Annotated in this window: 28 protein-coding genes and 1 pseudogene; 12 read left to right on the top strand and 17 right to left on the bottom strand. The window is 74.2% G+C overall.

Annotation, left to right across the window (positions count from 1 at the left end; all coding sequences use genetic code 11):
- Positions 1-22 precede the first annotated feature (22 nt).
- Positions 23-2,167, bottom strand: a complete 2,145-nt coding sequence (locus AB0H57_RS06365; protein WP_357503278.1) for a hypothetical protein — start codon at positions 2,165-2,167, stop codon at positions 23-25.
- Positions 2,168-2,360: 193 nt separating this feature from the next.
- Between AB0H57_RS06365 and AB0H57_RS06360 the strand changes: the two genes are divergently transcribed.
- From AB0H57_RS06360 to AB0H57_RS06350, 3 genes are read left to right on the top strand one after another with little or no spacing between them, the layout of a single operon-like run.
- Entirely contained in the window at positions 2,361-2,930 is a 570-nt protein-coding gene (locus AB0H57_RS06360) for a hypothetical protein (protein ID WP_357503276.1), read from the top strand.
- 57 nt (positions 2,931-2,987) lie between these two features.
- On the top strand, positions 2,988-3,335 hold the full coding sequence (locus AB0H57_RS06355; protein WP_357503274.1) for a metalloregulator ArsR/SmtB family transcription factor: 348 nt from the start codon (positions 2,988-2,990) through the stop codon (positions 3,333-3,335).
- A complete protein-coding gene (locus tag AB0H57_RS06350; protein ID WP_357503272.1) occupies positions 3,332-3,799 on the top strand; it encodes an SRPBCC domain-containing protein in 468 nt (155 codons plus the stop codon). The genes AB0H57_RS06355 and AB0H57_RS06350 overlap by 4 nt, the downstream gene beginning before the upstream one ends.
- A gap of 372 nt (positions 3,800-4,171) precedes the next feature.
- On the opposite strand, the pseudogene AB0H57_RS06345 reads toward AB0H57_RS06350, so the two are convergent.
- The 3 genes and pseudogenes from AB0H57_RS06345 to AB0H57_RS06335 all read right to left on the bottom strand — a co-directional run bounded on the left by AB0H57_RS06345 (position 4,172) and on the right by AB0H57_RS06335 (position 6,420).
- Positions 4,172-4,740: pseudogene (locus tag AB0H57_RS06345) on the bottom strand (GNAT family N-acetyltransferase).
- A 26-nt stretch (positions 4,741-4,766) separates the two neighbouring features.
- The gene (locus AB0H57_RS06340) at positions 4,767-5,267 is read right to left on the bottom strand and encodes a hypothetical protein (RefSeq protein WP_357503270.1); all 501 of its coding nucleotides are present in this window, start codon (positions 5,265-5,267) and stop codon (positions 4,767-4,769) included.
- Between the two features lie 268 nt (positions 5,268-5,535).
- The gene (locus AB0H57_RS06335; protein WP_357503268.1) at positions 5,536-6,420 is read right to left on the bottom strand and encodes an NAD(P)-dependent oxidoreductase; all 885 of its coding nucleotides are present in this window, start codon (positions 6,418-6,420) and stop codon (positions 5,536-5,538) included.
- Positions 6,421-6,569: 149 nt separating this feature from the next.
- On the opposite strand from AB0H57_RS06335, the gene AB0H57_RS06330 reads away from it, so the two are divergent.
- From AB0H57_RS06330 to AB0H57_RS06315, 4 genes are all read left to right on the top strand, one after another.
- Positions 6,570-7,748, top strand: coding sequence for an ATP-binding protein (locus tag AB0H57_RS06330; RefSeq protein WP_357503266.1), 1,179 nt, complete (start codon positions 6,570-6,572; stop codon positions 7,746-7,748).
- Entirely contained in the window at positions 7,738-9,087 is a 1,350-nt protein-coding gene (locus AB0H57_RS06325; protein WP_357503264.1) for a hypothetical protein, read from the top strand. Before AB0H57_RS06330 ends, AB0H57_RS06325 begins: the two co-directional genes overlap by 11 nt.
- Positions 9,057-9,773: a response regulator transcription factor gene (locus AB0H57_RS06320; RefSeq protein WP_357503263.1), complete on the top strand. Its 717-nt coding sequence runs from the start codon at positions 9,057-9,059 to the stop codon at positions 9,771-9,773. The genes AB0H57_RS06325 and AB0H57_RS06320 overlap by 31 nt, the downstream gene beginning before the upstream one ends.
- Positions 9,774-9,848: 75 nt before the next feature.
- Positions 9,849-10,619: a hypothetical protein gene (locus AB0H57_RS06315; RefSeq protein WP_357503261.1), complete on the top strand. Its 771-nt coding sequence runs from the start codon at positions 9,849-9,851 to the stop codon at positions 10,617-10,619.
- Positions 10,620-10,771: 152 nt separating this feature from the next.
- Here the strand turns inward: AB0H57_RS06315 and AB0H57_RS06310 are convergent, their stop codons facing one another.
- The 3 genes from AB0H57_RS06310 to AB0H57_RS06300 form a co-directional block, all read right to left on the bottom strand.
- Entirely contained in the window at positions 10,772-11,695 is a 924-nt protein-coding gene (locus AB0H57_RS06310) for a DJ-1/PfpI family protein (protein ID WP_357503259.1), read from the bottom strand.
- 3 nt (positions 11,696-11,698) lie between these two features.
- Positions 11,699-12,343 carry an isochorismatase family protein gene (locus tag AB0H57_RS06305; protein ID WP_357503257.1) on the bottom strand — a complete coding sequence of 215 codons (645 nt, stop codon included), beginning with the start codon at positions 12,341-12,343 and terminating at the stop codon, positions 11,699-11,701.
- Between the two features lie 185 nt (positions 12,344-12,528).
- A complete protein-coding gene (locus AB0H57_RS06300; RefSeq protein WP_357503255.1) occupies positions 12,529-13,278 on the bottom strand; it encodes a lysophospholipid acyltransferase family protein in 750 nt (249 codons plus the stop codon).
- A gap of 183 nt (positions 13,279-13,461) precedes the next feature.
- Between AB0H57_RS06300 and AB0H57_RS06295 the strand changes: the two genes are divergently transcribed.
- Positions 13,462-14,109, top strand: a complete 648-nt coding sequence (locus tag AB0H57_RS06295; protein WP_357503253.1) for an alpha/beta hydrolase fold domain-containing protein — start codon at positions 13,462-13,464, stop codon at positions 14,107-14,109.
- A 51-nt stretch (positions 14,110-14,160) separates the two neighbouring features.
- Positions 14,161-14,523, top strand: coding sequence for a VOC family protein (locus AB0H57_RS06290; RefSeq protein WP_357503251.1), 363 nt, complete (start codon positions 14,161-14,163; stop codon positions 14,521-14,523).
- Between the two features lie 54 nt (positions 14,524-14,577).
- Here AB0H57_RS06290 and AB0H57_RS06285 read toward each other — a convergent pair whose 3' ends face one another.
- The 9 genes from AB0H57_RS06285 to AB0H57_RS06245 all read right to left on the bottom strand — a co-directional run bounded on the left by AB0H57_RS06285 (position 14,578) and on the right by AB0H57_RS06245 (position 22,794).
- Positions 14,578-16,638, bottom strand: a complete 2,061-nt coding sequence (locus tag AB0H57_RS06285; RefSeq protein WP_357503249.1) for a glycogen debranching N-terminal domain-containing protein — start codon at positions 16,636-16,638, stop codon at positions 14,578-14,580.
- Positions 16,638-17,009, bottom strand: coding sequence for an SCP2 sterol-binding domain-containing protein (locus tag AB0H57_RS06280; RefSeq protein ID WP_357503247.1), 372 nt, complete (start codon positions 17,007-17,009; stop codon positions 16,638-16,640). The genes AB0H57_RS06285 and AB0H57_RS06280 overlap by 1 nt, the downstream gene beginning before the upstream one ends.
- 173 nt (positions 17,010-17,182) lie before the next feature.
- Positions 17,183-17,599: a CBS domain-containing protein gene (locus tag AB0H57_RS06275; protein WP_357503245.1), complete on the bottom strand. Its 417-nt coding sequence runs from the start codon at positions 17,597-17,599 to the stop codon at positions 17,183-17,185.
- 64 nt (positions 17,600-17,663) lie between these two features.
- Positions 17,664-17,837, bottom strand: coding sequence for a hypothetical protein (locus AB0H57_RS06270; RefSeq protein ID WP_357503243.1), 174 nt, complete (start codon positions 17,835-17,837; stop codon positions 17,664-17,666).
- A gap of 166 nt (positions 17,838-18,003) precedes the next feature.
- The gene (locus AB0H57_RS06265) at positions 18,004-18,444 is read right to left on the bottom strand and encodes a PPOX class F420-dependent oxidoreductase (RefSeq protein ID WP_357503241.1); all 441 of its coding nucleotides are present in this window, start codon (positions 18,442-18,444) and stop codon (positions 18,004-18,006) included.
- Positions 18,445-18,697: 253 nt separating this feature from the next.
- Positions 18,698-19,723, bottom strand: a complete 1,026-nt coding sequence (locus AB0H57_RS06260; RefSeq protein ID WP_357503238.1) for an aspartate-semialdehyde dehydrogenase — start codon at positions 19,721-19,723, stop codon at positions 18,698-18,700.
- Between the two features lie 108 nt (positions 19,724-19,831).
- Positions 19,832-21,178 (bottom strand): pitrilysin family protein, encoded by a 1,347-nt coding sequence (locus AB0H57_RS06255; protein WP_357503236.1) that lies wholly within the window; start codon positions 21,176-21,178, stop codon positions 19,832-19,834.
- Positions 21,175-22,467 (bottom strand): pitrilysin family protein, encoded by a 1,293-nt coding sequence (locus tag AB0H57_RS06250; protein ID WP_357503234.1) that lies wholly within the window; start codon positions 22,465-22,467, stop codon positions 21,175-21,177. The genes AB0H57_RS06255 and AB0H57_RS06250 overlap by 4 nt, the downstream gene beginning before the upstream one ends.
- Before the next feature lie 111 nt (positions 22,468-22,578).
- Entirely contained in the window at positions 22,579-22,794 is a 216-nt protein-coding gene (locus tag AB0H57_RS06245; RefSeq protein WP_357503232.1) for a hypothetical protein, read from the bottom strand.
- 320 nt (positions 22,795-23,114) lie between these two features.
- On the opposite strand from AB0H57_RS06245, the gene AB0H57_RS06240 reads away from it, so the two are divergent.
- The 3 genes from AB0H57_RS06240 (at position 23,115) to AB0H57_RS06230 (ending at position 24,758) form a co-directional block, all read left to right on the top strand.
- The gene (locus AB0H57_RS06240) at positions 23,115-24,224 is read left to right on the top strand and encodes a 3-deoxy-7-phosphoheptulonate synthase (protein ID WP_357503230.1); all 1,110 of its coding nucleotides are present in this window, start codon (positions 23,115-23,117) and stop codon (positions 24,222-24,224) included.
- 28 nt (positions 24,225-24,252) lie between these two features.
- Positions 24,253-24,477 (top strand): hypothetical protein, encoded by a 225-nt coding sequence (locus AB0H57_RS06235; protein ID WP_357503228.1) that lies wholly within the window; start codon positions 24,253-24,255, stop codon positions 24,475-24,477.
- A 71-nt stretch (positions 24,478-24,548) separates the two neighbouring features.
- The gene (locus AB0H57_RS06230; RefSeq protein ID WP_357503226.1) at positions 24,549-24,758 is read left to right on the top strand and encodes a hypothetical protein; all 210 of its coding nucleotides are present in this window, start codon (positions 24,549-24,551) and stop codon (positions 24,756-24,758) included.
- Between the two features lie 53 nt (positions 24,759-24,811).
- Here the strand turns inward: AB0H57_RS06230 and AB0H57_RS06225 are convergent, their stop codons facing one another.
- Entirely contained in the window at positions 24,812-25,354 is a 543-nt protein-coding gene (locus AB0H57_RS06225) for a DUF1360 domain-containing protein (protein ID WP_357503224.1), read from the bottom strand.
- Between the last annotated feature and the right edge of the window lie 12 nt (positions 25,355-25,366).

Genomic DNA, 25,366 nt, shown 5'->3' with positions numbered 1-25,366 from the left:
CCGGGCCCCCACGCGGAAGGGATCAGGGCCAGAAGGAGCCGTTCGACGGGTAGATCTTGATCGGGATCCGGTTGGTGCGCAGGCAGTCGAGGAGATCCTGCGGGATGTCCAGCGACCCGTTGGCGTGCGGCATGAAGTGCCACATCACCTCGGCCACCTGCGCCGTGTCGAGCAGGTGCCGGTCCTGGCCACACTGCTTGAGGTAGTGGCCGGGGTAGGGCTTGCCGGTCTTCACCTCGTGCAGCTTGCGCGGCGGCCCGGTCTCCAGGAAGTCCGGCTCCCGCGCCGACCCCGGCCTCGGCACACCCGGGGTCTCGATCCGCCCGGCGTGGTTGCGCAGACCCGGCACCCCTGCCATCACCACGTCGGCGAAGTAGTCCTCGCCGGCGTTCGCGCCCCGCAGCCACGGCGTCGGCGACGGCGGCGGCGTCACCGCGCTGGTCAACGCGTCCGCCAGCCGCCCGAGGCTGTTGTCGGCCCGGCGGGCCAGTCGCAGGATGATGTCGTCGGCGAAGCCCGCGTCGGTGAGCCGGCTGTAGTTGCCGAGCAGGATGGCGCGGATGGTCAGCGTCTTGACGCTGTCGGAGATCTTGTCGTACTTGGCGACGAAGTGGATCACCTTGTCGAGCCGGTGCAGGTACCGCGCCACGAACTTCGCGGCCTTGCCCGGGATGGCCACCGCGTCACCGACGTACGGGACCAGGCCCAGGATGCTCAACCCGGCGCCGACCCAGTCCTGGTTGATGATCCCGGCGACGGTGTCGCGCAGGTCCGCCAGGCCACCGAGCACCCAGCCGACCACCGGGATCAGGCTCAGCCCGCCGGAGCACAGGTAGCCCGACAGCCACGCCATCGAATCCCGGGGCGAGAAGTCACCGGCGATCAGGCCGACCACGAAGTCGGTGACGTACGTCCACTTGCTGACCCGCTCGTCCGGGATCAGCGGGTCCAGGCCCTGGTCCTCGGCGTGCGCGAGTTCGTACGCGTCGGCGAGCCCGTCCCCGTCGGTGTCGGAGCTCAGCGGGTTCGTCAGGTGCTCGTTGATCTCCGCCCCGTCACCCAGGCCGTCGCCGTCGGTGTCCGGGTTCGCGGGATCCGTCTCGCTGTCGTCGACCTCCGTGGTGTCCGGGATGCCGTCGCCGTCGGTGTCGGTGTCGGTCGGCGTGGTCTGCACCGGGTCGACCGGCCCGCTGACCGGCGGCGGCGGGTTGTCCGCCACCAGCGGATTCCTGCCCTGGGCCACCTCGGCGCCGTCGCTGACCCCGTCGCCGTCGGTGTCCGCCTCGGTCGGCGAGGTGCCCAGTTCCTGCTCGCGCAGGTTGGACAGTCCGTCACCGTCGACGTCCTCGGCGCCGTCGGACACCCCGTCGCCGTCGGTGTCGAACCGGCCCGGCATGGTCCAGCCGGCGAGCTTGGTGATCTCGAACTTGTCGGTCAGGCCGTCACCGTCGGAGTCGACCAGCAGCGGGCTCGCCCCGAAGCGCAGTTCGACCACGTCGACCACGCCGTCGGAGTCGTGGTCGCCGTCGTAGGTGATGCCGAGCCGGGCCAGTACGTTGAAGCCCTTCGCCCAAGCGTCCGCCGACTGGATCGTCGCCGGCACCGGGTTGGCCTTGACCAGCATGTCGTCGGCCTTGGCCATGTTCACCTTGGCCGCGTCCAGATCCGCGAACGCCTCGGTCAGCCCCACTGGGGCGGGCGCGGGTGGAGGGCTGGCCCGGAACGGCCCGATGGTCGCCTCGGCGTCCTGGATCGCCGCGTCCGCCAGCAGGCGGGCCCCCGACAGGGTCTCCACCAGCGCGACCACGTGGGCCTGCTCGGCCTCGCCGTTGGGCGGGCTGGCCCCGGTGAGCCGGCTCTTGAGGAACGCCTCCAGCTGCTTGAGGTTGTCGAACGCCGCCGCACCGTCGCCCGCGCTCTTGAGGCGGGCACCGTCGAAGTATCGGCTGCCGACGTCCGCGAGGACCGGGTCGATCCGGCTGTCACCCAGCCCGTCCCCCACGTACGGCCGCAGGGCCTCGGTGGACTCGGTGATGTAGACCTGCGCGTCGCGGGTGTACTCGGCGGTGGGGATCTTGGCGACCTCCACCTCCCAGAGGCGTTTTCCGTCCGCCGACGCCGGGGTGGCGACGAGCGCCACCGGTACGGCGACCAGTGCCGCAACCACCGCGGCAAGTTTTGATCGCCATCGTCTGCTGTGTCCCACCGACACCTCCGTCTATGTGTAACGGCCAGGGATCGGGGAAAGAATATTCAGTTATGTAACTGCCCGAAGCCCCGCCAGAATTAAGCCCCAAGAATCGCCAGTTATCTCTATACGGGGCTAAATTGATATCCGCGGCCCAGCGCAAGGTGCCACGATGGCCACCATGACCGAAGCCGCCACCCCGACCTGGCGGAGCGACCTGCTCGCCGGCACCGTCGCCGGGATCGAGGCCGAGATCCGGCGGGCCTGGCAGCGCCTGCTGCGCGAGCTGGACGTCACGCCGGGCTCACCGGACGAGACCGAGCTGGCCTGGCTCGTGGTGGCCGACCCGGCGGCGTACGACTGGCGGACCGTCGACGGCGCCCTGGACCGACTCTTTTGCCCAGAGTGCCGCCGGGGGCTGGCCCGGGGCCCGGCGAGCTGCGAGACGTGCGAGTTCCACCACCGGATGCGGTTCGGCGCGCGGGAGGTCGACCGCCCGCACGTCCCGCCCGGCAACGAGCACGGGCTGCGCGTGGCGAGCGCGGTGGCCCGCTTCCGGCACCGGTACTCGCCCCGGGCCCGGGTCGGCTACGAGCTGGTGCTGCCCAAGCTGGTTGCCGGCCGGCTGCCGACGACCCCACAGGCCCAGGCCGGCAAGGCGCTGATCAACAAGCTGACCGCGGACGAGTGCGACCGGGTCACCAGCTGCGCCGAGGTCGAGGCGCTGGCCAAGGGCCGGTGAGCCGCACCCTTTCCGAAAACGTTGAACTGACAGGTTCAGTGTTCTATGGTGAACCACATGGTTCACCAAGAGGTCCTGGACCGGGTCTTCGCCGCCCTGGCCGATCCCACCCGGCGGGGCATCATCGCCCGGCTCGGCGCGGGACCGGCCACCATCGGCCAGCTCGCCGAGCCCACCGGGATGAGCCTGACCGGCATGAAGAAGCACGTCCAGACGCTCGAAGAGGCCGGACTCGTCGTCACGGAAAAGATCGGCAGGTCGCGGCAGTGTCGTCTGGGCGGTGTCGCGCCGTTGGACGAGGCGATGGCGTGGATCAGCTTCTACCAGCGACTCTGGGTCCGCCGCCTCGACGGTCTCGACGCCTACTTCACCCTGCAACGTGGCACGAAGGGACAGGACTCATGACGCTCGACCTGCGAGTGACGCGGCAGCTGCCAGCAACCCCGGCGGAGGTCTTCGAGGCGTACACGGACGCCGAGAAGCAGAAGATCTGGTTCAGCATCCTCGACGAGCAGCCCGGCATCGTGGAGATCGACGTGGATCTGCGCGTCGGCGGACAGCAGACGGCCGTATGGGGGCCCAGCCGCGACATGCTGTTCCGGGAGACCCAGACATTCCTGGAGATCGACCGGCCGCACCGGCTGGTCACCGAGTCGACCGGCAGCACGCCGGACGGGATGACCATGACGACCCGGATCGAGGTCACCTTCGAGGCGACGGACGGCGGCACGCTCATGACCGTCGTCCAGAGCGGCTTCCCCACCCCGGAGATCCGGGACTTCTTCGCGACCGAGGTGATGGTCGGCGCGTTCGACCGCATCGAGGCGTATCTGGTCCGTACCCACGGAACCGAGCCGACCAGCGTCTGACCGCGCGGCGATCGTCGGCCTCGGCTAACGGGAGGGGCGTCCATCGCGCGGCCGGCAACCGCATGTCGTCCCTCCGTACGCGGCGACCCCTTCCCCCGCACCGCAATCTAGCGTCGACACCGCATGCTGTGGGGGCAGGTGCTCGGGACCTCCGGTCCCGCCCCGGAATGCCGGTTCGACCGGTCGCCCGGCCGCGCCCGGATCCACAGGTTGACGGCGTGCGATGGCTGGAGGTACGACGACATTCGTTGACCGAGAAGGGGACCGCCCGGGGACGGGGGTCGCACCTGTCGGCGGAGGGCGTCGCTCTGGCCCGCCGGTTCGGTCGGGCCACCGTGACCTGAACCGGTTGGGAAGCACCCCGTGCCGCGCTCAGTCGTCGGTGTCGAGGCGGGCGTGCACGTGCATGTCGTGCCAGCCGTCGGCGTGCCAGCCCTGCCCGCGCTTCGTGCCCTCGGCGGGAAAGCCGGCCCGCAGCGCGACCCGGCAGGAGGCGACGTTCGCCGTGGCATGGTTCAGCTCCAGCCGGTGCAGCCCGAGCGTCCCGAAGCACCAGGCGGCCAGCGCGGTCAGCGCCCGCGGCGCGACGCCGCGCCCGCGGGCGGCCGGCAGCACCCAGTACGACACCTCGGCGCCCTCGTCGAGGACCAGGCGGCGCAGGCCGATCTGCCCGGCCGTCCGGCCCGCCCCCAGGACGGCCCAGCCAGCACCGGTCTCACCGCGCCACCGGCCCGGCCAGGACGCGATCCACTGGTCGGCCTCGGCCGCGGTCATCGAGCGGCAGTGCCAGCGCCGGATCGCCGGATCGGCGTACGCGGTCAGCACCGCCGGCCGGTCCGCCGGCTGCCAGGGGCGCAGCCGCACGCCGTCGCCCTCGATCTCGGGTTGGTCAGCGCCGCCATGGTTCCGGGCGCGACGGCGGGGGTGATGAGTACCGGCACGGGCCGACTCTAGAGCGCCGGACGGCTCAGTGGTTCAGGCGAGCAGCCGGCCGGTGGTCGTCGCCGGGCCGGCCCTCGGCAGCGGCCAGACGGCTCGCCGGCCCGCCGGTCGGGCCGGCGTCCCGGGTCGGCCGCGCGCTCGGCGCGTTGCCCTTGCCGTTGCGCCGGGTGGCGAGCAGGGCTTCGCAGTACGCCGTCACCCGCTCCCGGTCCCCGGCCGCGTCGACCAGCGCGGCGAACGCCGGGTTCGCCAGCGCCTCGCCCGGGTTGGCTCCGGCCGAGTACGCGCGGCAGAGGCCCACCACGTTCGGCGAGGGATTGCCCCTGGTCGCCGGTGGTGGCTCAGCCCGGTCAGCGTCGGCAGGCGCACCGGTGGCGTGCGCGGCGGGCTGCTCGGCGGTCCCGTCCAACGGGTTGGGCAGGGTGCCGTTCGCGGCAGCGACCGCCACCCCGCCGGTGGCGGCCACGGCGAGCGCCGCGGCGCCGACCTTCAGGGTGAACAGTTTCGCGGCAACGGCGTGCGGCATCGAGCAGCTCCGTGGGGTGTGGACCGGGGACGCGCCGGGGGCGGGTGGCGTCCTGCCGGCGGTGGATGGCCGGGTGCGGAGACGCCGGCACCGGGGTGACCCTCGGTGACGTCGCGGTCCCGCCTCGTTCCGGATCCTTGCGTCCATCTCGTGGCCCTCAGCGCCGGCACCCGAGCGGATGTCACACCGGACACGCTCGGCGGACCGGCCCGTTACGCGCCGCACCCGGGGGCGCGTTGCGAGGAGTCCCTTCTCCCGTAGGCGTTGCTTACCGCTGGGCGTCGCGCATCAGCAGGGGCAGCGCGCGGGTGTCGTCCGGGCCGTGACCGTCGGCGTGGACGGCCTCCCCGACCGCGCGGGCGGCGTCCACCAGCGGCAGCCGTGGCTCGGCGGCCAGACACAACCGCAGGTCCTTGGTGAGCATGTCCACGGTGAAGCTCGCGGTCTCCGGTGGCCCGGCCGCCAAAATCTGACGTACGCCGGGGAAGGCCGCGCCGAGCGGCCCGGCGGCGATCAGCTCGTCCACCACGTCGCCGGGCAGTTCGAGGGTGGCCGCCAGCCGCAGCGCGTCACCGATGCCGGCCAGCGCCAGCCCGAGGGTGAGGTTGCGGACGAGCTTCGCCGCGCTGCCCGCGCCGGTCGGGCCGACGTGCCGCACCTGCTTCGGGTCACCCCAGAGTTCCAGCAGCGGTCGGGCCGCCGCCACGTCGGCCTCGGCGCCGCCGGCCAGCACCCCGAGGGTGCCCTCGGTGGCCGGACCGACCGAGCCGTAGACGGGCGCGTCGACGTACCGGAGGCGAGGCTCGCGCAGCCGCTCGGCCATCCGCCGGGAGGCGTCCGGCCCGATCGTGCTGCCGTCCACCACCAGGGTGTTTGGCGCCGCGCCCGCCGCGACGCCGTCCGGGCCGAACAGCACCTGCTCGACGGCGTCCGGGTCGGCGAGCATCAGCACCACCACGTCCCGACCGGCGGCCGCCTCGGCCGGGCTGCCGGCGACCGACGCGCCGGCCGCGGCGAGCGGCTCGGTCTTGCCGGGGCTGCGGTTCCAGACGGTCAGGTCGTGTCCGGCGGTCAGCACGTGCCGGGCCATCGGGGTGCCCATCCGCCCCAGGCCGAGGAAGGCGACCCGCGGTCGCCGGTGGTCGTCGCTCATCCCCGCAGTCAACCGCATCGGGGCCTCTTCCTTGCGCGACGGCGCGCGTACCGTGGGTGACCGGTCCGTTGTGTCGTGTTATTCTCCAATGTCGATCTGCGTCGCGCGCGGACCCGAACGGGTCGTTGCCGGAAGGACCGCCTCACCGGATGTCGGCCGTTGCCGTTACGACCACGCCGCCGACCGGGCACGACCGGCCGGCCGGCTCCGCGTTCGGGCTGGTCTTCACCACGTTGCCCGCGCTGCTCCGGCTGACCTGCGGCCTGGTCGGTGCGGTGGTGGCCCTCACCGTGCGCACCCCGCCGGTGCGGGTGTCGCTGCTGCTGCCCGCGGTGGCCCTGCTGACCGCCTGGTCGGTGCTCTACGCCGTCCGCGCGCTGCGGCACGGCATCGGCCCCGCCCTGGTCGCCGGGGACGTGGCCCTCAGCACCGCCGCCGGCCTGCTGATTCCGTGGCTGGTGGCGCCGGAGGTGCTGCCCGGCGAGGGCAGCTGGATCGCGGTGCTGGCCAGCGCAACGGTGATCAACACGCAGGCCACCGCGCCCGCCCGCTGGTCGGTCCCGGCCAGCGTGCTGGTCACCGCCGCCTACACCGCCGGGGCGTACGCCGCCGGGAACCCGGCCGAGGGGCGGGCGCACGCCGTCACCCTGCTCGCCCAGACCGGGTGCGCGGCGATGATGACCGGGGTGATGCGCCGCCGGATCGGCCGCGCCGACCGGGCGTTCGCCGACTACCAGCGGATGTCCCGGGAGGCGTTGGTGGCCCGGACGGCGCGGGAGGCCGAGCGCCGGCACAACCGGGACCTGCACGACACCGTGCTCGCCACGCTCACCATGGTGGGGCTCGGCGCGGTCCCCCCGGGGTCGGCGACGCTGCGCTCCCGGTGCGCCACCGACCTGCGTACCCTGGCCGCGCTGGCCGAGGCCCGGTCCGCCCCCGGCGACGGCCCGGCCCGGCTGGACGAACGGCTCCGCGCGGTGCTGGCGGGCCACCCGGAGCTGACGGTCCACGCCGACCTGCCGCCGTGCCCGGTGCCCGGCCCGGTCGCGGAGGCGCTGGCGGCGGGTGTGGCGGCGGCACTGTCCAACGTGACCCGGCACGCACCCGGCGCGTCGGTCACCCTCCGGCTGGCCCGGGTGGGCGGCACCGTCGTGGTCGAGCTTTCCGACGACGGTCCGGGCTTCGACCCGTCCGCCGTCCCGGCCCACCGGTACGGCCTGCGCGAGTCGGTACGCGGCCGGATGGCCGCGATCGGCGGCCGGGCCACGATCGGGTCGGCGCCCGGGGCGGGCACCCGGATCCGGCTGGAGTGGTCCGATGTCCACTGAACTCGGCACCGCCCCCGTTCCCCCCGACCCGCCGGCACCGCACGCCCCCGACGGGGCCGTCCGGCCGGGGCGGGCCGGCCCGGCCGACGGACCCGTGCGACCGGCCGGCGCGGGGGGAGCGCGAGGAGTGAGCCGGGGTGGCGAGCCCCGCAGTGGCGAACCGAGGTGGCCTCCGACGCCGCCGGCGTACCCCCGGCCGTTTCCCGACCCGGAGCCGACCGACGCCGGGGCCGGCGACCCGGGGGCCGTGGCCCGCGCCTCCGACCGGGGCGCCCGGGTCGCCGCGGTCGCCATCGCGCTGGCCTGGCACCTCGCCGTCGGCCTGCCGGGGGTGCTCACCGCCTGGCCGACCCTGCCGGCGGCGCCGCTGGTCGGCGGCGCGTGGCTGGTCGTCGCGGTGGCCGGGGCGCTGGCCGGGTACCGGCTGCTGCGCGGCGCCCCGCTGCCGGCGGCCCCGCTGGCCGGGCTGCTGCTCGCGGTCGACGCGACGGTCTTCGTCGCGGTCGGCGACCGGCACCTGTTCGCCGCGGCGAACTGGGTGTGGAGCGGGCTGGCCTGGTTCCTGCTGCTGACGGTCTGGGGGCGGCCGGCCTCCCGGCTGCTCGTCCTGCTCGCCGCGCACTCGGCGATCGCCCTGGCCACACTGGCCGTCCGGGGCGTCACCGAGCCCGCCGACCTGGCCCGCTTCGTGATGTACGTCTACGGCACCACCTCCCTGCCGGTGGCCGTCTTCGTGGGCAGCGCCGCGATCACCGGGCTGGCCCGGGACCGGGCGCGCACCGCCGCCGCGGTCGGCGCCGTCGCCGCCGAACGGGCCGCCGCGGAACGCGCCCAGCAGGCCCGGCAGGCGCGGTTGGCGCTGGTCGACGTCGCCGCGGGCACGGTGCTCGGCGACCTCGCCGCCGGCCGGGCCGACCCGGGCGATCCGGCGGTGCAGCGGCGGTGCGCGCTGGCCGCCGCCCGGCTGCGCCGGCTGATCGCCGAGTCGGACGACGTGCCCGACCCGCTGCTGCACGAGCTGCGCGCCGCCGCCGACCTGGCCGAGCGGGCCGGGGTGCCGATCGACCTGGTGAGTGTCGGGGTGCCGCCGCCCCTGCCGGTACGGCTGCGGCGCCAACTCGCCGAACCCCTCGCGGCGGAGCTGGCCGGGGCGCGCGACTGGGCCCGGCTGACCGTGGTCGCCGGCCCGGACGAGGTGACCGTCGGACTGGTCACCCCCGACCGGGACGGGCCGGCGGTTACGGATCCACCGGTCGGGACCGACGACGACGGGGTGGAACACGCGCACGAGCGGGACGGGGTGATCAGATGGACGCAGACGCGCTGGCGCAGAGCGTGACCGGCGAACCGCCGGTGGGCGTGTCGATCGTCGACGATCACCCGGTGGTCGTCGACGGCGTACGGGCCTGGCTGGCGACCGAGCCGCGACTGCGCGTACTGGCCACTGGGGACGACCCGGACGAGGTGCTGCGCGCCGCCCCGGAGGTCGACGTGGTCCTGCTCGACCTGCGGCTGCACGGGCGGATGGTGCTCGACAAGCTGGCCGAGCTGTGCGCCGCCGGGCATCGGGTCGTGGTCTACTCGGAGCACACCGACCCGGCCACGATGCTGGCCGCCCTGGACGCCGGCGCGGTGGCCTTCCTGGCCAAGCACGAGGGCCGCGAGCACTGCGTGGCGACGGTGCTCGCCGCGGCCAGCGACCGCCCGTACGTGCCGCCGGCGCTGGCTGGGGCGATGGTCGGCGATCCTCGGCCGGACCGGCCGGCGCTGTCCGACAAGGAGCGCGAGGCGCTGCTGCTGTGGTTCCAGTCGATGTCGAAGGCGTCGGTGGCCCGCCGGATGCGGATCAGCGAGCACACCGTGAAGCAGTACGTCGACCGGGCCCGGATCAAGTACACCCGGGCGGGCAGGCCGGCCAAGACGAAGGCCGCCCTGCTGGCCCGGGCGATCGAGGACGGCCTGGTCCGTCCGGAGGACATCGGTATCTACCGGTCACATGCGGACGCCGACCGGCCGACCCCCTAACGGCGGTCATGACACCCGGTATGCGCCTCGGTCACACTCGACCACGCAGGCAATCTGTTCCGGGAGGTCGTGAGGATGCACGAGGACTCGTCGCCCTTCTTCATCGGGCCGCACCGCTTCGACGCGGCCGGGAACGACAGTGCGCCGCTGCTCGACCGCCGGTACGCGCTGGTCCCCGAGGCCGGTGAGCACGTGCTCGGCCAGTACCGGTTACGGGTCGCCGGCTACCTGCTCGGCCCGACCGAGACCGCCCGCCAATGGGCCCTGCCCTATCCGGCGACGGTGACCATCACCGACCGCCGGATGGCGTACGTCTGCACCGGCGCCGAGTTGGTCCTGGTCGCCGGGCGGGACGGCTGGGCCGGCCCCCGACACCGCCGCCTGGGCCGGCTGTCGCGCCTGGCCAGCGGCGAGATCCGCTGGCAGTGGCCGTCCCGGTTGGACCTGCTGCACACGGGTGCGGAGAGCACCGATCCGGCGGGGGACGACGACGCCGAGCTGCTGGTGGTCTGCGACGCGCTGCGCACCATCCGCCAGCCGGCCCTCGCCGTCGGCGGGCCGGCCGCGCCGGTCGCCGAGCTGGGCCGGCAGGTGCGCCGGGCGGTCGCCGGCTACCGCCTGGCGCACCCGGAGCTGATGGACCTCTCCCCGCCGGAGCGGGACGCCCTGTCGGCGCGGGTCACCGCCGCGCCCTGCGCCCGCCGGGTCACCCTGCCGGGCTCGCTGCCGGTCGAGTTTCTCTCCCGGGACGACTACTACCGCCCGCGGGCCGAGCCGGATCCGGTCTGGCCGCTGCGGGCACCGACCGGCCACGGCCCCCGGAAGCACCCCGGCTCCGCCTGCTGATCCGCTGCGCAGCCGGGCTGCGGCTCCACGATCTCGCGACGCTCACCGGCGGGGCGCAGCGCGATCGGCCCGGCGCGGATGCCGCACATGGGGCCATCGGCGGGGCCGGTCCGGCCGGGCGCGGCGCAAGCGGCCGGGCGGCCGGGCGCGGCTCAGGCGGCCGGGGCGGGGCGGGCGCGGGCGCGCAGCCGGCGCAGCATCCGGGCGTCGGTGAAGCCGACGGTCCGGGCGGCGGCCTCCACGGTCGCCCCGTGCCCGATCAGGTGCTCGGCCCGTTCCACCCGCAGCAGTTGCTGGTAGCCCAACGGCGTCAGCCCGGTGAACACGCGGAACAGCCGGGTCAGGGTCCGCTCGGCGACACCGCAGGCGGCGGCCAGGTCGGCCAGCGGCAGCGGCTCGGCGTAGCGCGCGTCGATCAGGTCCTGCGCCCGGTGCACCGCGTCGGACAGGTGCGACCGGTGCCGGAGCATGGCGCTGGCCTGCCGCTCGTCGCCGTTGCGCCGGGCGTACACCACCAGCGAGCGGGCGATCCGGGCGGCCGCTGCCGGCCCGTGCCGGGTGGCCACCAGGTGCAGCGCCACGTCGATCCCGCTGGCGATGCCGGCGGAGGTGACCACCCGGTCGTCCACCACGTAGAGCACGTCGCGCACCACCCGGGCCGCCCGGAACCGCCGCGCGAGGTCGTCCTGCACCTCGTGGTGGGTGGTGCACCGCCGGCCGTCGAGCAGGCCGGCCCGGCCGAGCGCGAGGGCACCCGCGCAGATGCTGGCGACCGTGCCGCCGGCCGCGTGGTGGTCGGCCAGCCGCCGCAGGTCGGCCGGGGCGAGCGGCCCCGCCGGACCGTGCGCCGCCGGCCGCCACCCGGGTACGACCACCAGGTCGTCGCGGTCCAGCTCGGGCCACTCGGTGCCGGCCCGCAGGGACACCCCCTGCACCGTGGGCACCTCGGTGGCCTCGGCGACGTAGTGCAACCGGTAGTCGTACCCGATATCGACGGCGGTGGAGAAGACCTGGGCCGGCCCGGCCAGGTCCAGCAGGTGCAGCTGCGGGACCAGCAGGAAGACGACCCGGGCCACCGGTCAGACCCCGGCCGGGACGGCGTCCGCGGCGGCGCCAGGTCGGGGCGCGGCATGCTGGAGGTGCCGCACGACCTCGGCGACGGTACGGATCGTGGCGAACCGCCCGGCCAGCGCGTACTCGGTCCGGGCGACGATCTCGGCGGTGGACAGGGTGCGCGGGTCGGCGAGGATCTCCTCGACGGTGGCGTCCGCCGGCAGGTCCCGGTGCGGGATCGGGAAGGTGGCCGTCGCGTCGGTCACGAACGTCAGCTCGTAGCCGAGGTCGTGGCCGAGCCGGGCGGTGGTCTCCACGCACTGCTCGGTGCGGATGCCGCAGACGGTCAGCTCGCGCACCCCGGCCAGGGTGAGCAGTTGCTGGAGGTTGGTGGTGGTGAAGGCGTTGTGCGCGGTCTTCACCAGGGTCGGCTCGCCCGGTGCCGGCGCGAGGCCGTCGATCAGCCGGACGTGACCGCTGGCCGGGTCGAACACGCCGCCGCTGCCGGGCTCGGCGTGCAGCACCCAGATCACCAGGTCACCGCGCCGGCGGGCGGCGTCGACCAGCCGGTTCACCTGCCCGACGACGTCGGGCTGCGAGGCGTACGCCCAGATCGGGCGCTGCCGGAAGGACTCCTGGACGTCGATGACGACGAGTGCGGCTCTGCTCATGGACTCGATCCTGGCCGGCGGACGGTCCGACCGGCAGGCACCATCCTGCCCGGGTGCGGAACGATCTGGCCACCCCCGGGTTCGGCTGGCTCGCGTCCCGGCCCGGGTCGTCCGCGGACCGCAGGAGCAGCCCCGGCACCGTCCCGAAGGCGCCGTCCCGCTGGATCAGGAGCGGACCGCTGCGATCAGGAGGTGGCGGTGCGGCGGCCGCCCCGGTCCAGCTCGACGGCCTCCGCCGGGGTCGGCGCGCTCCCGCCCAGGTGCGCCGGCAGCCACCAGGTGTCCGCCGGGCCGGCGGGCCGGTCCGGGTACTCCCGCTGCGCCCGGTCGACCAGGGCGTCCAGGCGGGTCCGCAGCTCGGCGGTCAGGGTGTTGGCGTCCGGATGGGCGGCCGGATCCATCGGCTCGCCGATGATGATGGTGATCGGGGTGTGCCGGCGGGTCAGGTCCTTCGGCCGGCCCTTGGTCCAGAGTCGCTGGGTGCCCCAGAGCGCCACCGGCAGCAGCGGCACACCGGCCTCCTGGGACATCCGGGCGGCCCCGTTCTTGAGCTGCTTGACGGTGAACGACCGGCTGATCGTGGCCTCGGGGAAGACGCCGACCACCTCGCCGCGGCGCAGGGCGCTCACCGCGCTGGCGTACGAGCCGGCGCCGGCGGCGCGGTTCACCGGGATGTGCTTCATGCCCCGCATCAGCGGGCCGGAGACCTTGTGCCGGAAGACGGACTCCTTCGCCATGAAGCGGACCAGCCGGCGGGACTCGTGCGCGCCGTAGCCGCTGAAGATGAAGTCGAGGTAGCTGACGTGGTTGCTGGCCAGCACGGCGCCGCCGGTGCGGGGCACGTGGTGGCTGCCCTCCACCGTCAGGCGCAGGTCGAGGACCCGGAACATCGTCTTGGCGGCGGCGATCACGGGCGGATACACGAGTTCCGGCATCCGCCAACTTTACCCCGCGTAGGTTACGCCACCGTAGGCCCGCCACGGATGCAAGGAGGGGCCCCGGTCAACGCATTCGGTAGAGGAGGGGCCCCTTCTTAACGCCTGCGGGTCGGCGGCGCGGCGTTCTGCCCGGGGCAGAGCGGGAGGGCGGCGGACCGGCCGGGCGGGGAGCATGGGCGGATGGCCGAACGCGCGACGTTGCTATGGATCCACGGCGGCGGATGGCGGGCCCGCGACCACGAGGACGGCGCGGCACTCGCCCCGCTGGGCCTGCGGCTGGTCGCGGCCCGCTACCGGTTCGTCGACGAGGCGCACTGGCCGGCCCAGCTCGACGACGTACGCGCTGCGGCGCGGTCCGCACGGCGGGCCGGCGGCGGACTGCCGCTGCTGGTCGGTGGCGACTCGGCGGGCGCGACGCTCGCCCTGCACCTGGCGCTGCGCGGCGTCGACCGCCCAGGCGACGTGACCGCCGGGCTGGCGTACTGGGGGGCGGTGGATCCGTTGGCCGACGACTGGCGGCGGCTACGCGCGGCCGACGACCCGTGGGCCGGCCTGCTCGGCCACCCGCCGGTCCCGGGTGATCCGGCCACCGTCGACTCCACCGTCACCACCCACCTTGGCGGCGGCACGCCGCTGCTGCTGGTGCACGGCCGCGACGACCGCTCGGTGCCGGTGAGCCAGACGCTGACGCTCACCGAGGCGCTGCTCGCCGCCGGCCACCCCGTACACACCTGGATCACCCATGGCGGGCACGCGCCGGCGCTGAGCCGCCCGGATCTGCTGGCGGTCACCGCCGCCTTCCTCGACACCGTCCTGCCGGTCGGCTGACCGTCCGGCGAACCAGGCTTCCGCGCACCAGGCGCCGGTTACCGTCAGCTCATGCCCGATCTCGCCGCCGTCGTCATCCTCTGTCGCGATCCGTACCTGATCGCGCCGTTCTGGAGCGTGGTCACCGGGCTGCCGGTGGTCGAGCAGGACCAGGGCCGGCTCGCCGACCGGTCGCTCGGGCCGGCCGAGTCGGTGCTGCTGCGCGACCCGCACGGGCAGCGGCCCGACATCTGGATCAGCCGGGCCGACGCCCTGCCGGCACCCGGCCGGATGCACCTGGACCTGGTGGGCGACGCCGAGGAACGGGCGGCCGTGCTGGAGGCGGGCGCGACCGTGGTCCGCGAGCTGCCCGACTGGACCGTGCTGGCCGACCCGGAGGGCAACCAGTTCTGCCTCCACCCCCGGCACGGGTGATTGGCGGGGCCCCCGCCTATACAAAATGCGTTAAGCGGGGGCCCGCCATGCACCTCAGCCGGCGAGGTTGTGCAAATCGAGGCGGCCGCGGGCGAACGCGTCCACCCGGCCCCAGCGGCCCGGGATGTCCAGCACCTCGATCCGCCCCATGCCCACCGGCAGCCGCGGGTCCACCGCGAGGTGCCCCTCGTGCGGCTCCAGGCCGAGCATGGTCCGGATCAGCAGCAGCGGCGTGCCGGTGGACCAGGCCTGCGGGGAGCACGCCGTCGGGTACTCCACCGGAAACTTCGTCAGCTCCCGGTGGTAGCCGCCGAACGCCTCCGGCAGCCGCCCGTGGAAGTACGTCGCCGCGTCCAGGATGCCGTTGGCGATGGTGGCGGCCTCCTCGGCGAAGCCGTACCGGCGCAGCCCCCAGGCGATGAAGGAGTTGTCGAACGGCCAGATCGTGCCGTTGTGGTAGCCGATCGGGTTGTACCGGACCTCCCCCTCGGCGAGGGTACGCACACCCCAGCCGGAGAAGAGCCGCGGCCCGACGAGGTGCCGCGCGACCTGTTCGGCGCGCGCCTCGTCGACTATGCCGCTCCACAGCAGGTGTCCGATGTTCGAGCTGAGCGTGTCCACCTGGCGGCCCTTCGGGTCCAGCGCCAGGGCGTAGTAGCCGCCGTCGGCGACCCACCAGTCCCGGTTGAACCGCTCCTTCAGCTCGGCCGCCTCCCGCTCCAACTTGTCGGCGTACGCCGGGTCGCCCCAGAACTCGCGGGCCATCCGGGCGGCCCGCACCTTCGCGTCGTACGCGTACCCCTGCACCTCACAGGTGGCCCGGGGAAACGGGGGCAGCGTGCCGTCGCGGTACGAGATGGAGTCCCAGGAGTCCTTCCAGCACTGGTTCTCCAGGCCGGTGTCGGTGTTGCGCCGCTCGTACCAGATGTAGCCGTTGCCGACCAGGTCCGCGTACTCGTCCACCCACTTCAGCGCGGCCCGGCACTCCCGCTCCAGCTCCTTGACCAGCGCGACGTCGCCGCTCCACCGCTCGTACTCGTCGAGCAGCACCACGAACAGCGGGGTGGCGTCCACCGATCCGTAGTACGGCGAGTGCGGCTGCTCCTCGAAGGCCGACGTCTCGCCGTAGCGCATCTCGTGCAGGATCCGGCCGGGGTCCTCGTCCCGGAAGTCGTCGAACCGGGTGCCCTGGAGGGCGCCGAGGATCCGCAGTGTGGTCTTGGACAGCTCCGGCGCGAACGGGAGCACCTGCAGGCAGGTGAGGATGCTGTCCCGGCCGAACATGGTCATGAACCAGGGCAGACCCGCCGCGGGTAGCGTCTGGCCGCCGAGCGACAGCGGCGAGAAGCGCAACGCGGCCAGGTCCACCAGGCTGCGCTGGTAGGTGGCCGAGACCTGGCCGTGCTCGCTGTTCACCTTCGGCGCCCGGGCGATCCACTCCTCCAGGTCCTGCTGGAGCGCGAGCCGCTCGGTGCCGTGCGCGCGCAACCCCATCCGCAGGTCCCGGCCGCCCGGTCCGATCGCGAAGGTCTGCACGTCGATGATGCAATCCCACTGCTCGTTCGGCTCCAGGTGGAGGGTGTACGAGAAACCGCCGCGGTCGAACCGGGCCGGCTCGGACGAGGAGATCACCGTCTCCCGCTGGAAGTTCCCCCGCCGGTAGCCCAGCCGCAGCCGGTCGGCCTCCGGCTCGGCGTAGATCTCGCCCTTCTTGTTCAGGATCTCGTCCTTGACCTGGAACAGGTCGGCGAAGTCGGCGCCGGCCTCCATCCGGATCTCCAGGTCGACCGCCTTCTCGTCGTGGTTCAAGATGGTCAACGTCTCCCGGAAGCTGCCGCCCACCGCCCGTTCCCGGATCACCGACAGCTTCGCGTCCACGTAGTGCGTGGCCATGCCGGGCACCAGGAAGAAACGCGCCTCGTAGTACTGGAGGTCGTCGTAGGAGAGGGCGTTGAGCCGCTCCCCGTTGACGGTCAGCACCCAGCGGGACAGGAACCGGGTGTCGATGGAGAAGAGCCCGGTCGGCTCGCTCGGGGTCGCGTCGATGTCGCCGGTGTCCTCGGAGACCACGAAGGTGTTGCCGTCCAGGATCCGGACCGTGTTGGTGTCCCCCATCAGCACATCTCCCTCGCGAACACGCGGCGCGGACCCCGGGAGTCCGGCGGACCGGGAAAGAGCCGTTCGACCTGCAGCACGAGGCGCAGGTCGCCGGAGACGGTCATGTCCCCTCTCAGCAGGGCCGCGATCGGGTTCTCCCCACCGGAGACCAGGGCGTCGAAGAGCCGCGGGTCGGCGCCCACGACCGTGTCGGCCTCCCGGTCCTCCTGGTCGACCCGGAGCTTGCCCCGGTCGATCTCCAGCAGCCAGTGCGTCGTCTGCGCCCCCTGATGGAGGTCGAAACGCAGGGTTCCGGAGGTCTTCGCCAGCAAGGGCTCGTACCTCCGGCGGTCTAGGTCCTCGAAGAACCTGGTTGTCGCGTCCAGCATCGGGGTCCCCTCCTCACCGCCGGTCCGGCTCCGTCCGGTCCCGGTTCGGGTCCCCGCCGGGTACGGCGTCAACCTCGCCCGGTTCGGGTGAGGCGCCGCGCGGCCGGGCGCCGACGGCGGGCAGGCGACGACGCCGGCCCCCGCGCGGGGGCCGGCGTCGTCCGCGGCGGACGTCAGTTGTTGGGCTCGTCGGCGCTGATGTCAGCGAGCACCGACTGCGGCTCCCGCTCGACCGCGAGGTCACCCATCGACACCAGCCCGATCAGCCGCCCGTCGTCCATCACCGGCAACCGGCGTACGGCGTAGGTGCGCATCAGGTCCGCGGCGGCCACCGCGTCGTCGTACTGGCTGACCGTGACCACGTTCTTGCTGGTGATCTGGTTGAGCCGGGTGGCGGCCGGGTCGAAGCCCTCCGCGACGCCCCGGACCGTGATGTCCCGGTCCGTGACGATCCCCACCACGTTGTCGCCGTCGGTCACCACGACGTCCCCGATGGCGCTGTCGCGCATCTCCTGGGCCGCCGCGGTCAGCGTGTCGTTGCCGTCCATCGTCACCAACCGGGTCGTCATGAACTCTCCGACCGTTGTCATGGTGCTCCCCTCTCGGTGTCGGCACCGCCCGTCTACCCGCCGGCCGGGCGGGGGTAACGCGGGGTCAGCGGCGAGCGCGGAATCGCCGCCGCAGGTCGTGGACGCCGTTGCTGGACAGGCCGTAGAACAGCGGCAGCAACAGCAGGACCACCAGCGCGACCGGCACGCTGACCAGCCAACCGACCAGGCCCGCGACGGCGTACGCGACGACGCCGAGCACGGCCCGCAGCCGCTCCACGGCGAAGAACCGGGCGGGTACGTCCGGTTGCAGCAGCTCCTTGTGCCGGCTTCCGCCGCCGGACGGCGCGCTCGCCCCGGCGCGGCCCGGCGTATACCCGCCGGGCGCACGTCCCGTCGGCCCGCGGCGACATAGGGGGTGCGGTCGACCCCGGCTGACCGGCGGGTCAGCCGCGCGGTGGCATGCCGTAGATCCGCTCGACGTGCAGGCGCAGCACCAGCCGCCGCTCGGCCACCATGGCCGCCCGGAAGTCGTCCCAGTCGGGGTGTTCGCCCTGCACCGACCGGTAGAGCCCGACCAGTTCCGCCACCGTCGGGTCGTCCGGCCGCTCGGCCACCGGGGTCAGTTCGGCCCGTGCCTCGGCCACCGCGTACGCCCAGCCGTCGTCGCTGCTGACCTGGAAGCTGGCCCGGGGATCCCGGCGCAGGTTGGCGGTCTTGGCCCGCCCGTCGGTGACCGAGACCCGGATCAGGCTCCGGTCGCGGTCGAACGAGTAGACCACGTTGGAGAGCTGGGGCCGCCCGTCCCGTTTGATGGTGGCCAGCACCCCGAGCCACCTCCCGGCGATGAGCTCGGTCAGGGCCTGCTGGGTCTGCTCGTCCGCCATGGCGTCCTCCGCTGTCGACCGGGTCGGGCTCTCATTCCATCCGATCGCCACCGCCGCGGCACCCCGAACGGCGGGCATCGGCGTGTCGGCCGCGCTGGCGCGCCGAGGCGGGCCCGGGAAAGCCGAACGAGCGTGATACCTCAGAGTCATCAATATGCCTCTGAGGTATCACGCTCGCGAGCCCCACCTGCGGCGGCACGGACACCGGCCCGCCCGCCACCCACCGCGACCGGCGACGGCCGGCCGCGCCGGCTCAGCGCAGTTCGGCCGCCACCAGCTCGGCGATCTGGACCGCGTTCAGCGCCGCGCCCTTGCGCAGGTTGTCGTTCGAGCAGAACAGCGCCAGGCCGTGCTCGACGGTCTCGTCGGCGCGGATCCGGCCCACGTACGTCGGGTCCTGGCCGGCCGCCTCCAGCGGGGTGGGCACGTCGGAGAGGGCCACCCCGGGCGCGCCGTCGAGCAGCTCGCGGGCCCGCTGCGGGGTGATCGGCCGGGCGAACCGGGCGTTGATCTGCAACGAGTGGCCGGTGAAGACGGGCACCCGTACGCAGGTGCCGGAGACCTTCAGCTCGGGCAGCTCCAGGATCTTGCGGCTCTCGTTGCGGAGCTTCTGCTCCTCGTCGGTCTCGAAGGAGCCGTCGTCGACGATCGAGCCGGCCAGCGGCAGCACGTTGAAGGCGATCGGCCGGGCGAAGGAGCGCGGCGCCGGGAACGGCACCGCCGTGCCGTCGTGGGTGAGCGCCGCGGCGTCCTCGGCGACCTTGCGGACCTGCTCGTCCAGCTCGGCGACGCCGGCCAGCCCGGCGCCGGAGACCGCCTGATAGGTGGCGACCACCAGGCTGACCAGGCCGGCCTCGGCGTGCAGCGGGCGCAGCACCGGCATCGCCGCCATGGTGGTGCAGTTCGGGTTGGCGATGATGCCCTTCGGCCGCTCGGCGGCGGCGTGCGGGTTGACCTCGGCGACCACCAGCGGCACCTGCGGATCCATCCGGTACGCGGAGGAGTTGTCGATCACCACCGCGCCGGCCGCGGCGACCCGGGGGGCCAACTCCCGGGACGTGCCCTTACCGGCCGAGAAGAGCACGATGTCCAGCCCGGAGTAGTCGGCGGTGGCCGCGTCCTCGACGGTCACCTCGCCGTCCCGCCAGGGCAGGGTCCGCCCGGCCGACCGGGCCGAGGCGAACAACCGCACCTGCTCCGCCGGGAAGTCCCGCTCCGCCAGCACCTGCCGCATGACGCCACCGACCTGGCCGGTGGCCCCCACAATGCCAATCCTCATGCCCGCGAGGCTACCCAGCCCGCTGGGCCGGCCGGGAACGCTTTCCCACCGCGCGGACGCCCGGCCCGCCCGGCCGGCGGCCGGCCGGGCGGGCGGATGCGCGGCCAGTCAGCCCGGGTGGTCCACCAACTCGCCCAGCCCGGCGGCGGCCAGTTCGTCCCGGATGACGGCCGCGTCACCCTCGATGACCAGGGTCAGCGCGTCCGGGTGCAGGTGCGCCGCGGCGGCCGTCGAGACCAGTTCGGCGTCCGCGGTGAGCAGCGACTCGCGCAGCCGGGCGTGGTAGTCGTCCGGCAGGTCGTGCACGACCAGCGTGGTCAGCGCCGCCGCGATGGCCCGCGGGCTCTGCAGCTCCACCGAGAGCTGGCCGGCCCGCCAGGCGCGGGCCACCGCCACCTCGTCCTCGGTCACCCCGCCCGACTGGGTACGGTTGATCTCGCCGACCGCCTCGACCACCGCCGGTGCGGTCACCGCGGTCTGCACGCCGGACGCGACCACGAACCGGCCGAACCGGCGGGACGCGGCGAAGTCGGCGTGCACGCCGTACGTGTAGCCGCGCACCTCCCGCAGCAGGTGGTTGAGGCGGGAGGTGAACGCGCCGCCGAGCACGGTGGCGGCGAGCATCATCGGCATGTGGTCCGGGTGGGCCCGGTGCGGGGACGGGTGCCCCAGCCGCAGCGTGGACTGCACCGAGCCGGGCCGGTCCACCAGGATGATCCGCCGGCCGGGGCGGGTCGACACCTCGATCGGGCCGCCGCGCTCGACCGGGCCGCCACCGGTGCCGGCGAACGCCGCCGCCCCCAGCGCGTCCAGGTCGATCCGGTCCAGGTCGCCGGCGACGATCAGGGTGCCCGGCCGGATGAACCACTCGGAGTGGAAGACGGTGACGTCCTCCACGTCCAGGCCGGCCACCGAGTCCGGGTCGCCGTACATCGGGCGGCCCCAGCGGTTCTGGGCGCCGTACAGGTCCGCACGCAGCGCTGCGTCCGCCCGCGGGCCCGGGTTCGCCCAGTCCATCCGCAGCGCGGTCGCCTCGTCGTCGCGGACCCGCCGGACGTCGTCGGGGTCGAGCCGGGGCGTCCGGACCGCCTCGGCGAGCAGCTCGACGGCGGCGGTCAGCCGGTCCACCGGCACCTGGACGCTGACCTGGAAGCTGTCCCAGTCCAGCGCCGTCACCAGCTCGGTGCCGAGCCCCTCCACGGCCAGCGCGTACGCGGTGGCGTCCCGCTGGGCGGTGCCCTCCTCCAGCGCCTTGGCCAGCACCCCGCCGAGGCCCTCCTTGCCGACCGGCTCCCGGCCGGCGCCGGCGTCGAGCAGCAGCAGCGCGACGGCGAGGTTCTGCCCGGGCAGGTGGGCGGCCACGACCTGCCCGCCGGCCACCTGACGGCGGACCACCGACGGGAACCGGTACGGGCGGGCGGCGCCCGGGCCGGGGCAGACGGCGATCAGCGTCATGAGGTCTCCTCCGGCAGGTAGGTCAGGGTCGCCCGGTCGTCGGCGCGCAGCACCTCGGCGGCCGCCTCGGCGACCTGCTCGGCGGTCACCGCGAGCCAGGCCGGCAGCCGCTCGCCCACCTTGGCCGGGTCGCCGAACTGGGTGGCGTACCGGCCGAGGGCGTCGGCGCGACCCTCCACGGTGGCCATCTGTCGCCACCACTGGGTGCTCAGCATGGCTTTGGCCCGGTCCAGCTCGCCGGCGGTGACCGGCACGGTGGCCAGCTCGTCGACCACCTCGGCCAGCCCCGCGGCCAGCCGTTGCCCGCTCACGCCGGGGCGGGCGGTGGCGGTGGCGATCAGCGGCGCCGGGGCGTGCGCCAGGTCCACCCCGTACGCCCCGACGCTGTCCGGCTGGGCGATCCGCTCGCCGTCGGCGAGCCGCTGGTAGAGCCGGCTGCCCCGGCCGTTGCCGAGGATGGTGGCCAGCACGGTGACCACGTCGTAGCCGGGGCTGCCGTACGGGTGGGTGCGGTGGGCCACGTACACCCGGGGCGCGGGCACGTCGGCGGTGACCTGCTCGGCGGCGGGCCGGCCGGTGGCCGGTACGGCCCGGCCGTCCGGGGCGGCGGGGATGTCGTCGCGCCGCGGGATGGCCCCGAAGTACCGCTCGGCCAGCTTGGCCACCTCGGCCGCGTCGGCGTCCCCGGTGACCGTCAGCACCGCGTTGTTCGGCGCGTAGTAGGTCGCGTGGAACGCCTGGAAGGTGGCCAGGTCAGCGGCGTTCAGGTCGGCCATCGAGCCGATGGTCGCGTGATGGTACGGGTGCCCGGGCGGGTAGAGCAGCGGCAGCAGGCGCAGCCAGGCGTCGCCGTACGGGACGTTCTCGTAGCGCTGCCGCCGCTCGTTCTTGACCACGTCCCGCTGGTTGTCCAGCGTCTCCTGGGTCAGCGCGGGGACCAGCCCGCCCATCCGGTCCGCCTCCAGCCAGAGCGCCAGCTCCAGGTGCTCGGCGGGGACCGTCTCGAAGTAGTTGGTGCGGTCCGGGTTGGTGGTGGCGTTGAGCGTGCCGCCGTTGCCCTGGATCAGCTTCATGTGCTCGGTCTTCGCCACGTTCACCGACCCCTCGAACATCAGGTGCTCGAAGAGGTGGGCGAAGCCGGTCTGCCCCCGCGGTTCGTGCCGGGAGCCCACGTCGTACCAGAGGTTGACCGCGACCGCCGGGGCGGTGCGGTCCTCGCTGACCACCACGCGCAGGCCGTTGTCCAGTCGGGTGGTCTCGATGGGCCATGGGTAACCGCTGTCGGGCATGCCCCGACGCTATCCGATCTCCCGGCCGGGGAGGGGACGCGCCGCTGCGGCGTCCGCACCCGCGTCCCGGGTACGGCGGGTCCGCCGGGCCGGCCCGGCGGACCCGCCGGCTCAGTCCGGCGGTTCGATCGGGGGCACCGTCTGATCCGAGGTGCGGTGCTCCAGGACCGTGTCGGGGGCGGCGTTACGGTTGGACTCCCGGATGTCCGACTCGGTGAGGATCGCGTCGGCCTGCGCCTCCGGGTCGTCGCTGCCGACGGCCGCCTCCTCGGGCAGCAGGTGCGCGCGGGACTCCACCCGGTCCTGGTCGTTCTGCTCGTCCGTCATGCCGGGCCTCTTACCCCGTCCGTCCGGCCGGCACTCCGGGGGCTCGGGGGCGTCGCCGCCCCACGGCGGGTTTCCCAGGATCCGGTAGCCCGACGAAGGCGGTGAGCGCCGGCCGGCCGGTCGGGTACGCTGGTCCGCGTGACGCGCTCGTATCGATGGTTTAGGCAGCCGGCTGCGAAGCCGGTGACCTCACCATGAGCTGACGTCACCGCGTTTCGAGCCGGCCGGGCAGGAGCTTCAGCTCCTGCCCTTCTGCGTACGAGCAGCCGGCTCGACCCGGGCACCGGCCCCGGGGCGCGGTCGGCGGAAGGAAGCCCACCGTGACGACCCCGGAGACGGACTCGGTCATCGACCAGCGCATCGACCGCGTCGTGCCGTTGACCACCCCGGCCCTGCTCCACCACGACCTGCCCCTGGACGCCCCGCTCGCCTCGGCCGTGCTGGCCGGGCGCCGCGCGGTCGGCCGGGTGCTGGACCGCGCCGACGACCGCCTGCTGGTGGTGGTCGGCCCGTGCTCGGTGCACGACCCGGCCGCCGCCCTGGAGTACGCCCACCGGCTCCGCGAGGTCGCCGACCGCCTCGCCGACGACCTGCTGGTGGTGATGCGGGTCTACTTCGAGAAGCCGCGCTCGACGGTGGGCTGGAAGGGCCTGATCAACGACCCCCGGCTGGACGGCTCGGGCGACGTCAACACCGGCCTGCGGGTGGCCCGTACGCTCCTGCTCGACGTGCTGCGGCTGGGGCTCCCGGTGGGCTGCGAGTTCCTCGACCCGATCACCCCGCAGTACATCGCCGACACGGTCGCCTGGGGCGCCATCGGCGCGCGGACGGTGGAGAGCCAGGTGCACCGTCAGCTCGCCTCCGGGCTGTCCATGCCGATCGGCATGAAGAACCGCCCGGACGGCAGCATCGCCACCGCCGTGGACGCCATCCGGGCGGCCGGCGTACCGCACGTCTTCCCCGGCATCGACGTCTCCGGCACGCCGGCGATCATGCACACCCGGGGCAACGCCGACGGCCACCTGGTGCTGCGCGGCGGCAACGACGGGCCGAACTACGACGCCGACTCGGTGGCCGGCGCGCTGGCGCTGCTGCGCGCGGCCGGCCTGCCGGAGCGGGTGGTGGTGGACGCCAGCCACGCCAACAGCGGCAAGGACCACCGCCGGCAGCCGCTGGTCGCCGCGGACGTCGCCGCCCAGCTCGCCGCCGGCCAGCGGGGGATCACCGGGATCATGCTGGAGAGCTTCCTCCAGCCCGGCCGGCAGGAGCTCGACCCCACCCGCGAGCTGGAGTACGGCCGCTCGATCACAGACGCCTGCCTCGGCTGGGACACCACCGCACAGGTGCTGGACCACCTGGCCGAGGCGGTCCGGGCCCGCCGCGCCACCCTTCCCGCCCCGGCCCGCCGTGGGGTGGCCCGGGAGGTTTGACCGATTCGGGCCCGGGTAGGTGGGCGGCGTGACCGACGACGCGCCCGTGACGGAGCAGCCGGACACCCGGCCGCTCGACGAACTGCTCGACGACATCTACCACGGCCAGGAGCGGATCAGTCAGGTGGACATCTACCGCCGGGCCGTCGCCGCCGAGCTGCCGGCCGCCCTGCTCACCCGGATCGCCGCGCTCCCCCAGGGCGAGTACGCGGTGGACGAGGCGGCCGACCTGCTCGGCGGGACGGTGGGCTGAGCCCGGTCGCCGCGTCGACGAGCATGACGGGCCCCGGCCCGACCCACCCGGTACGACGGAGAGGACCACCGATGACCGATCGCGACGAGGGGCACGAGCGCCTGACGGCGCTCGGCCAGCCGCCGGAGGGCATGGACACCCTGCCCGAGCCGGACTTCGCCGACGAGCACGACGAGACCGCGGTCGCCGACGACATCATCACCGGGGAGGACCGGGAGGAGCGGGAGCCGGAGGCGCCGCGCGGGTGGGCCGGCGAGAACCACGGCACCACCCCCACCTGACGGGGAGGGCGCGAAGAGAGGGGGCCGGCGGGGCCCCCTCTTCGCGTACCCGGTCACTTCTTTTCGTCGTGCCCGCCCTCCGCGGCCTGCTGGGCGACCGCGTAGCCCATCTGGAGGAAGTCCGAGGCCGCCACCGCGGTCAGCGCGGTGGCCACCAGCCGGGTCAGCCGCGGGGCGAGCACCAGCCCCCCGGTCAGCCCGGTGGCCACCCAGACCGCCAGGCAGAACGGGCAGCTCACCAGCTCACCGAGGGCGTGCCGGGTGGGGCTGCCCTGGTCCCGGACCTGCTCCATCACCTCACCGCTGCCGATCGGGTGGTCGTAGCGGGTGAACGGGGCGCGCAGCGGGCTGGTGATCGCGTCCTTGGAGAGCAGCCGGCTGAGCTTGTGCGTGGCGACGGCGAGCAGCACCACGTCCTGCGTGGTGGGCCGCTCCGGCACCGGCCGCCCGGTCGCCCGGACCAGACCCACCAGCGACGCGGTCACCGTGGCGTAGGTGCCCATCGCCTTCAGGTAGCCCTCCAGCGGGCGCTGCTCGTTCGGGGCGTACGCCTGGCGCAGCCGCGCCACCTTCTGCTTCAGACCAGTCCCGGCCACCCGGCCTCCTCG

This window comes from Micromonospora sp. NPDC050686, assembly GCF_040654475.1.
Lineage (GTDB): Bacteria > Actinomycetota > Actinomycetes > Mycobacteriales > Micromonosporaceae > Micromonospora.
The sequence above is the reverse complement of the archived record's forward strand: the minus strand, read 5'-3'. Positions and strand labels throughout refer to the sequence as shown.

What these genes read in the sequence shown, in the direction of transcription:
- AB0H57_RS06355 (WP_357503274.1), top strand. Translation starts at nt 2,988, where the DNA reads ATGGTTCACCAAGAGGTCCTGGACCGGGTCTTCGCCGCCCTGGCCGAT.
- AB0H57_RS06315 (WP_357503261.1), top strand. Translation starts at nt 9,849, where the DNA reads ATGCACGAGGACTCGTCGCCCTTCTTCATCGGGCCGCACCGCTTCGAC.
- AB0H57_RS06325 (WP_357503264.1), top strand. Translation starts at nt 7,738, where the DNA reads ATGTCCACTGAACTCGGCACCGCCCCCGTTCCCCCCGACCCGCCGGCA.
- AB0H57_RS06300 (WP_357503255.1), bottom strand. Translation starts at nt 13,278, where the DNA reads ATGCCGGAACTCGTGTATCCGCCCGTGATCGCCGCCGCCAAGACGATG.
- AB0H57_RS06330 (WP_357503266.1), top strand. Translation starts at nt 6,570, where the DNA reads ATGTCGGCCGTTGCCGTTACGACCACGCCGCCGACCGGGCACGACCGG.
- AB0H57_RS06360 (WP_357503276.1), top strand. Translation starts at nt 2,361, where the DNA reads ATGGCCACCATGACCGAAGCCGCCACCCCGACCTGGCGGAGCGACCTG.
- AB0H57_RS06340 (WP_357503270.1), bottom strand. Translation starts at nt 5,267, where the DNA reads ATGCCGCACGCCGTTGCCGCGAAACTGTTCACCCTGAAGGTCGGCGCC.
- AB0H57_RS06350 (WP_357503272.1), top strand. Translation starts at nt 3,332, where the DNA reads ATGACGCTCGACCTGCGAGTGACGCGGCAGCTGCCAGCAACCCCGGCG.
- AB0H57_RS06280 (WP_357503247.1), bottom strand. Translation starts at nt 17,009, where the DNA reads ATGCTGGACGCGACAACCAGGTTCTTCGAGGACCTAGACCGCCGGAGG.
- AB0H57_RS06290 (WP_357503251.1), top strand. Translation starts at nt 14,161, where the DNA reads ATGCCCGATCTCGCCGCCGTCGTCATCCTCTGTCGCGATCCGTACCTG.
- AB0H57_RS06320 (WP_357503263.1), top strand. Translation starts at nt 9,057, where the DNA reads ATGGACGCAGACGCGCTGGCGCAGAGCGTGACCGGCGAACCGCCGGTG.
- AB0H57_RS06230 (WP_357503226.1), top strand. Translation starts at nt 24,549, where the DNA reads ATGACCGATCGCGACGAGGGGCACGAGCGCCTGACGGCGCTCGGCCAG.
- AB0H57_RS06250 (WP_357503234.1), bottom strand. Translation starts at nt 22,467, where the DNA reads ATGCCCGACAGCGGTTACCCATGGCCCATCGAGACCACCCGACTGGAC.
- AB0H57_RS06265 (WP_357503241.1), bottom strand. Translation starts at nt 18,444, where the DNA reads ATGGCGGACGAGCAGACCCAGCAGGCCCTGACCGAGCTCATCGCCGGG.
- AB0H57_RS06245 (WP_357503232.1), bottom strand. Translation starts at nt 22,794, where the DNA reads ATGACGGACGAGCAGAACGACCAGGACCGGGTGGAGTCCCGCGCGCAC.
- AB0H57_RS06305 (WP_357503257.1), bottom strand. Translation starts at nt 12,343, where the DNA reads ATGAGCAGAGCCGCACTCGTCGTCATCGACGTCCAGGAGTCCTTCCGG.
- AB0H57_RS06255 (WP_357503236.1), bottom strand. Translation starts at nt 21,178, where the DNA reads ATGACGCTGATCGCCGTCTGCCCCGGCCCGGGCGCCGCCCGCCCGTAC.
- AB0H57_RS06275 (WP_357503245.1), bottom strand. Translation starts at nt 17,599, where the DNA reads ATGACAACGGTCGGAGAGTTCATGACGACCCGGTTGGTGACGATGGAC.
- AB0H57_RS06260 (WP_357503238.1), bottom strand. Translation starts at nt 19,723, where the DNA reads ATGAGGATTGGCATTGTGGGGGCCACCGGCCAGGTCGGTGGCGTCATG.
- AB0H57_RS06285 (WP_357503249.1), bottom strand. Translation starts at nt 16,638, where the DNA reads ATGGGGGACACCAACACGGTCCGGATCCTGGACGGCAACACCTTCGTG.
- AB0H57_RS06295 (WP_357503253.1), top strand. Translation starts at nt 13,462, where the DNA reads ATGGCCGAACGCGCGACGTTGCTATGGATCCACGGCGGCGGATGGCGG.
- AB0H57_RS06335 (WP_357503268.1), bottom strand. Translation starts at nt 6,420, where the DNA reads ATGAGCGACGACCACCGGCGACCGCGGGTCGCCTTCCTCGGCCTGGGG.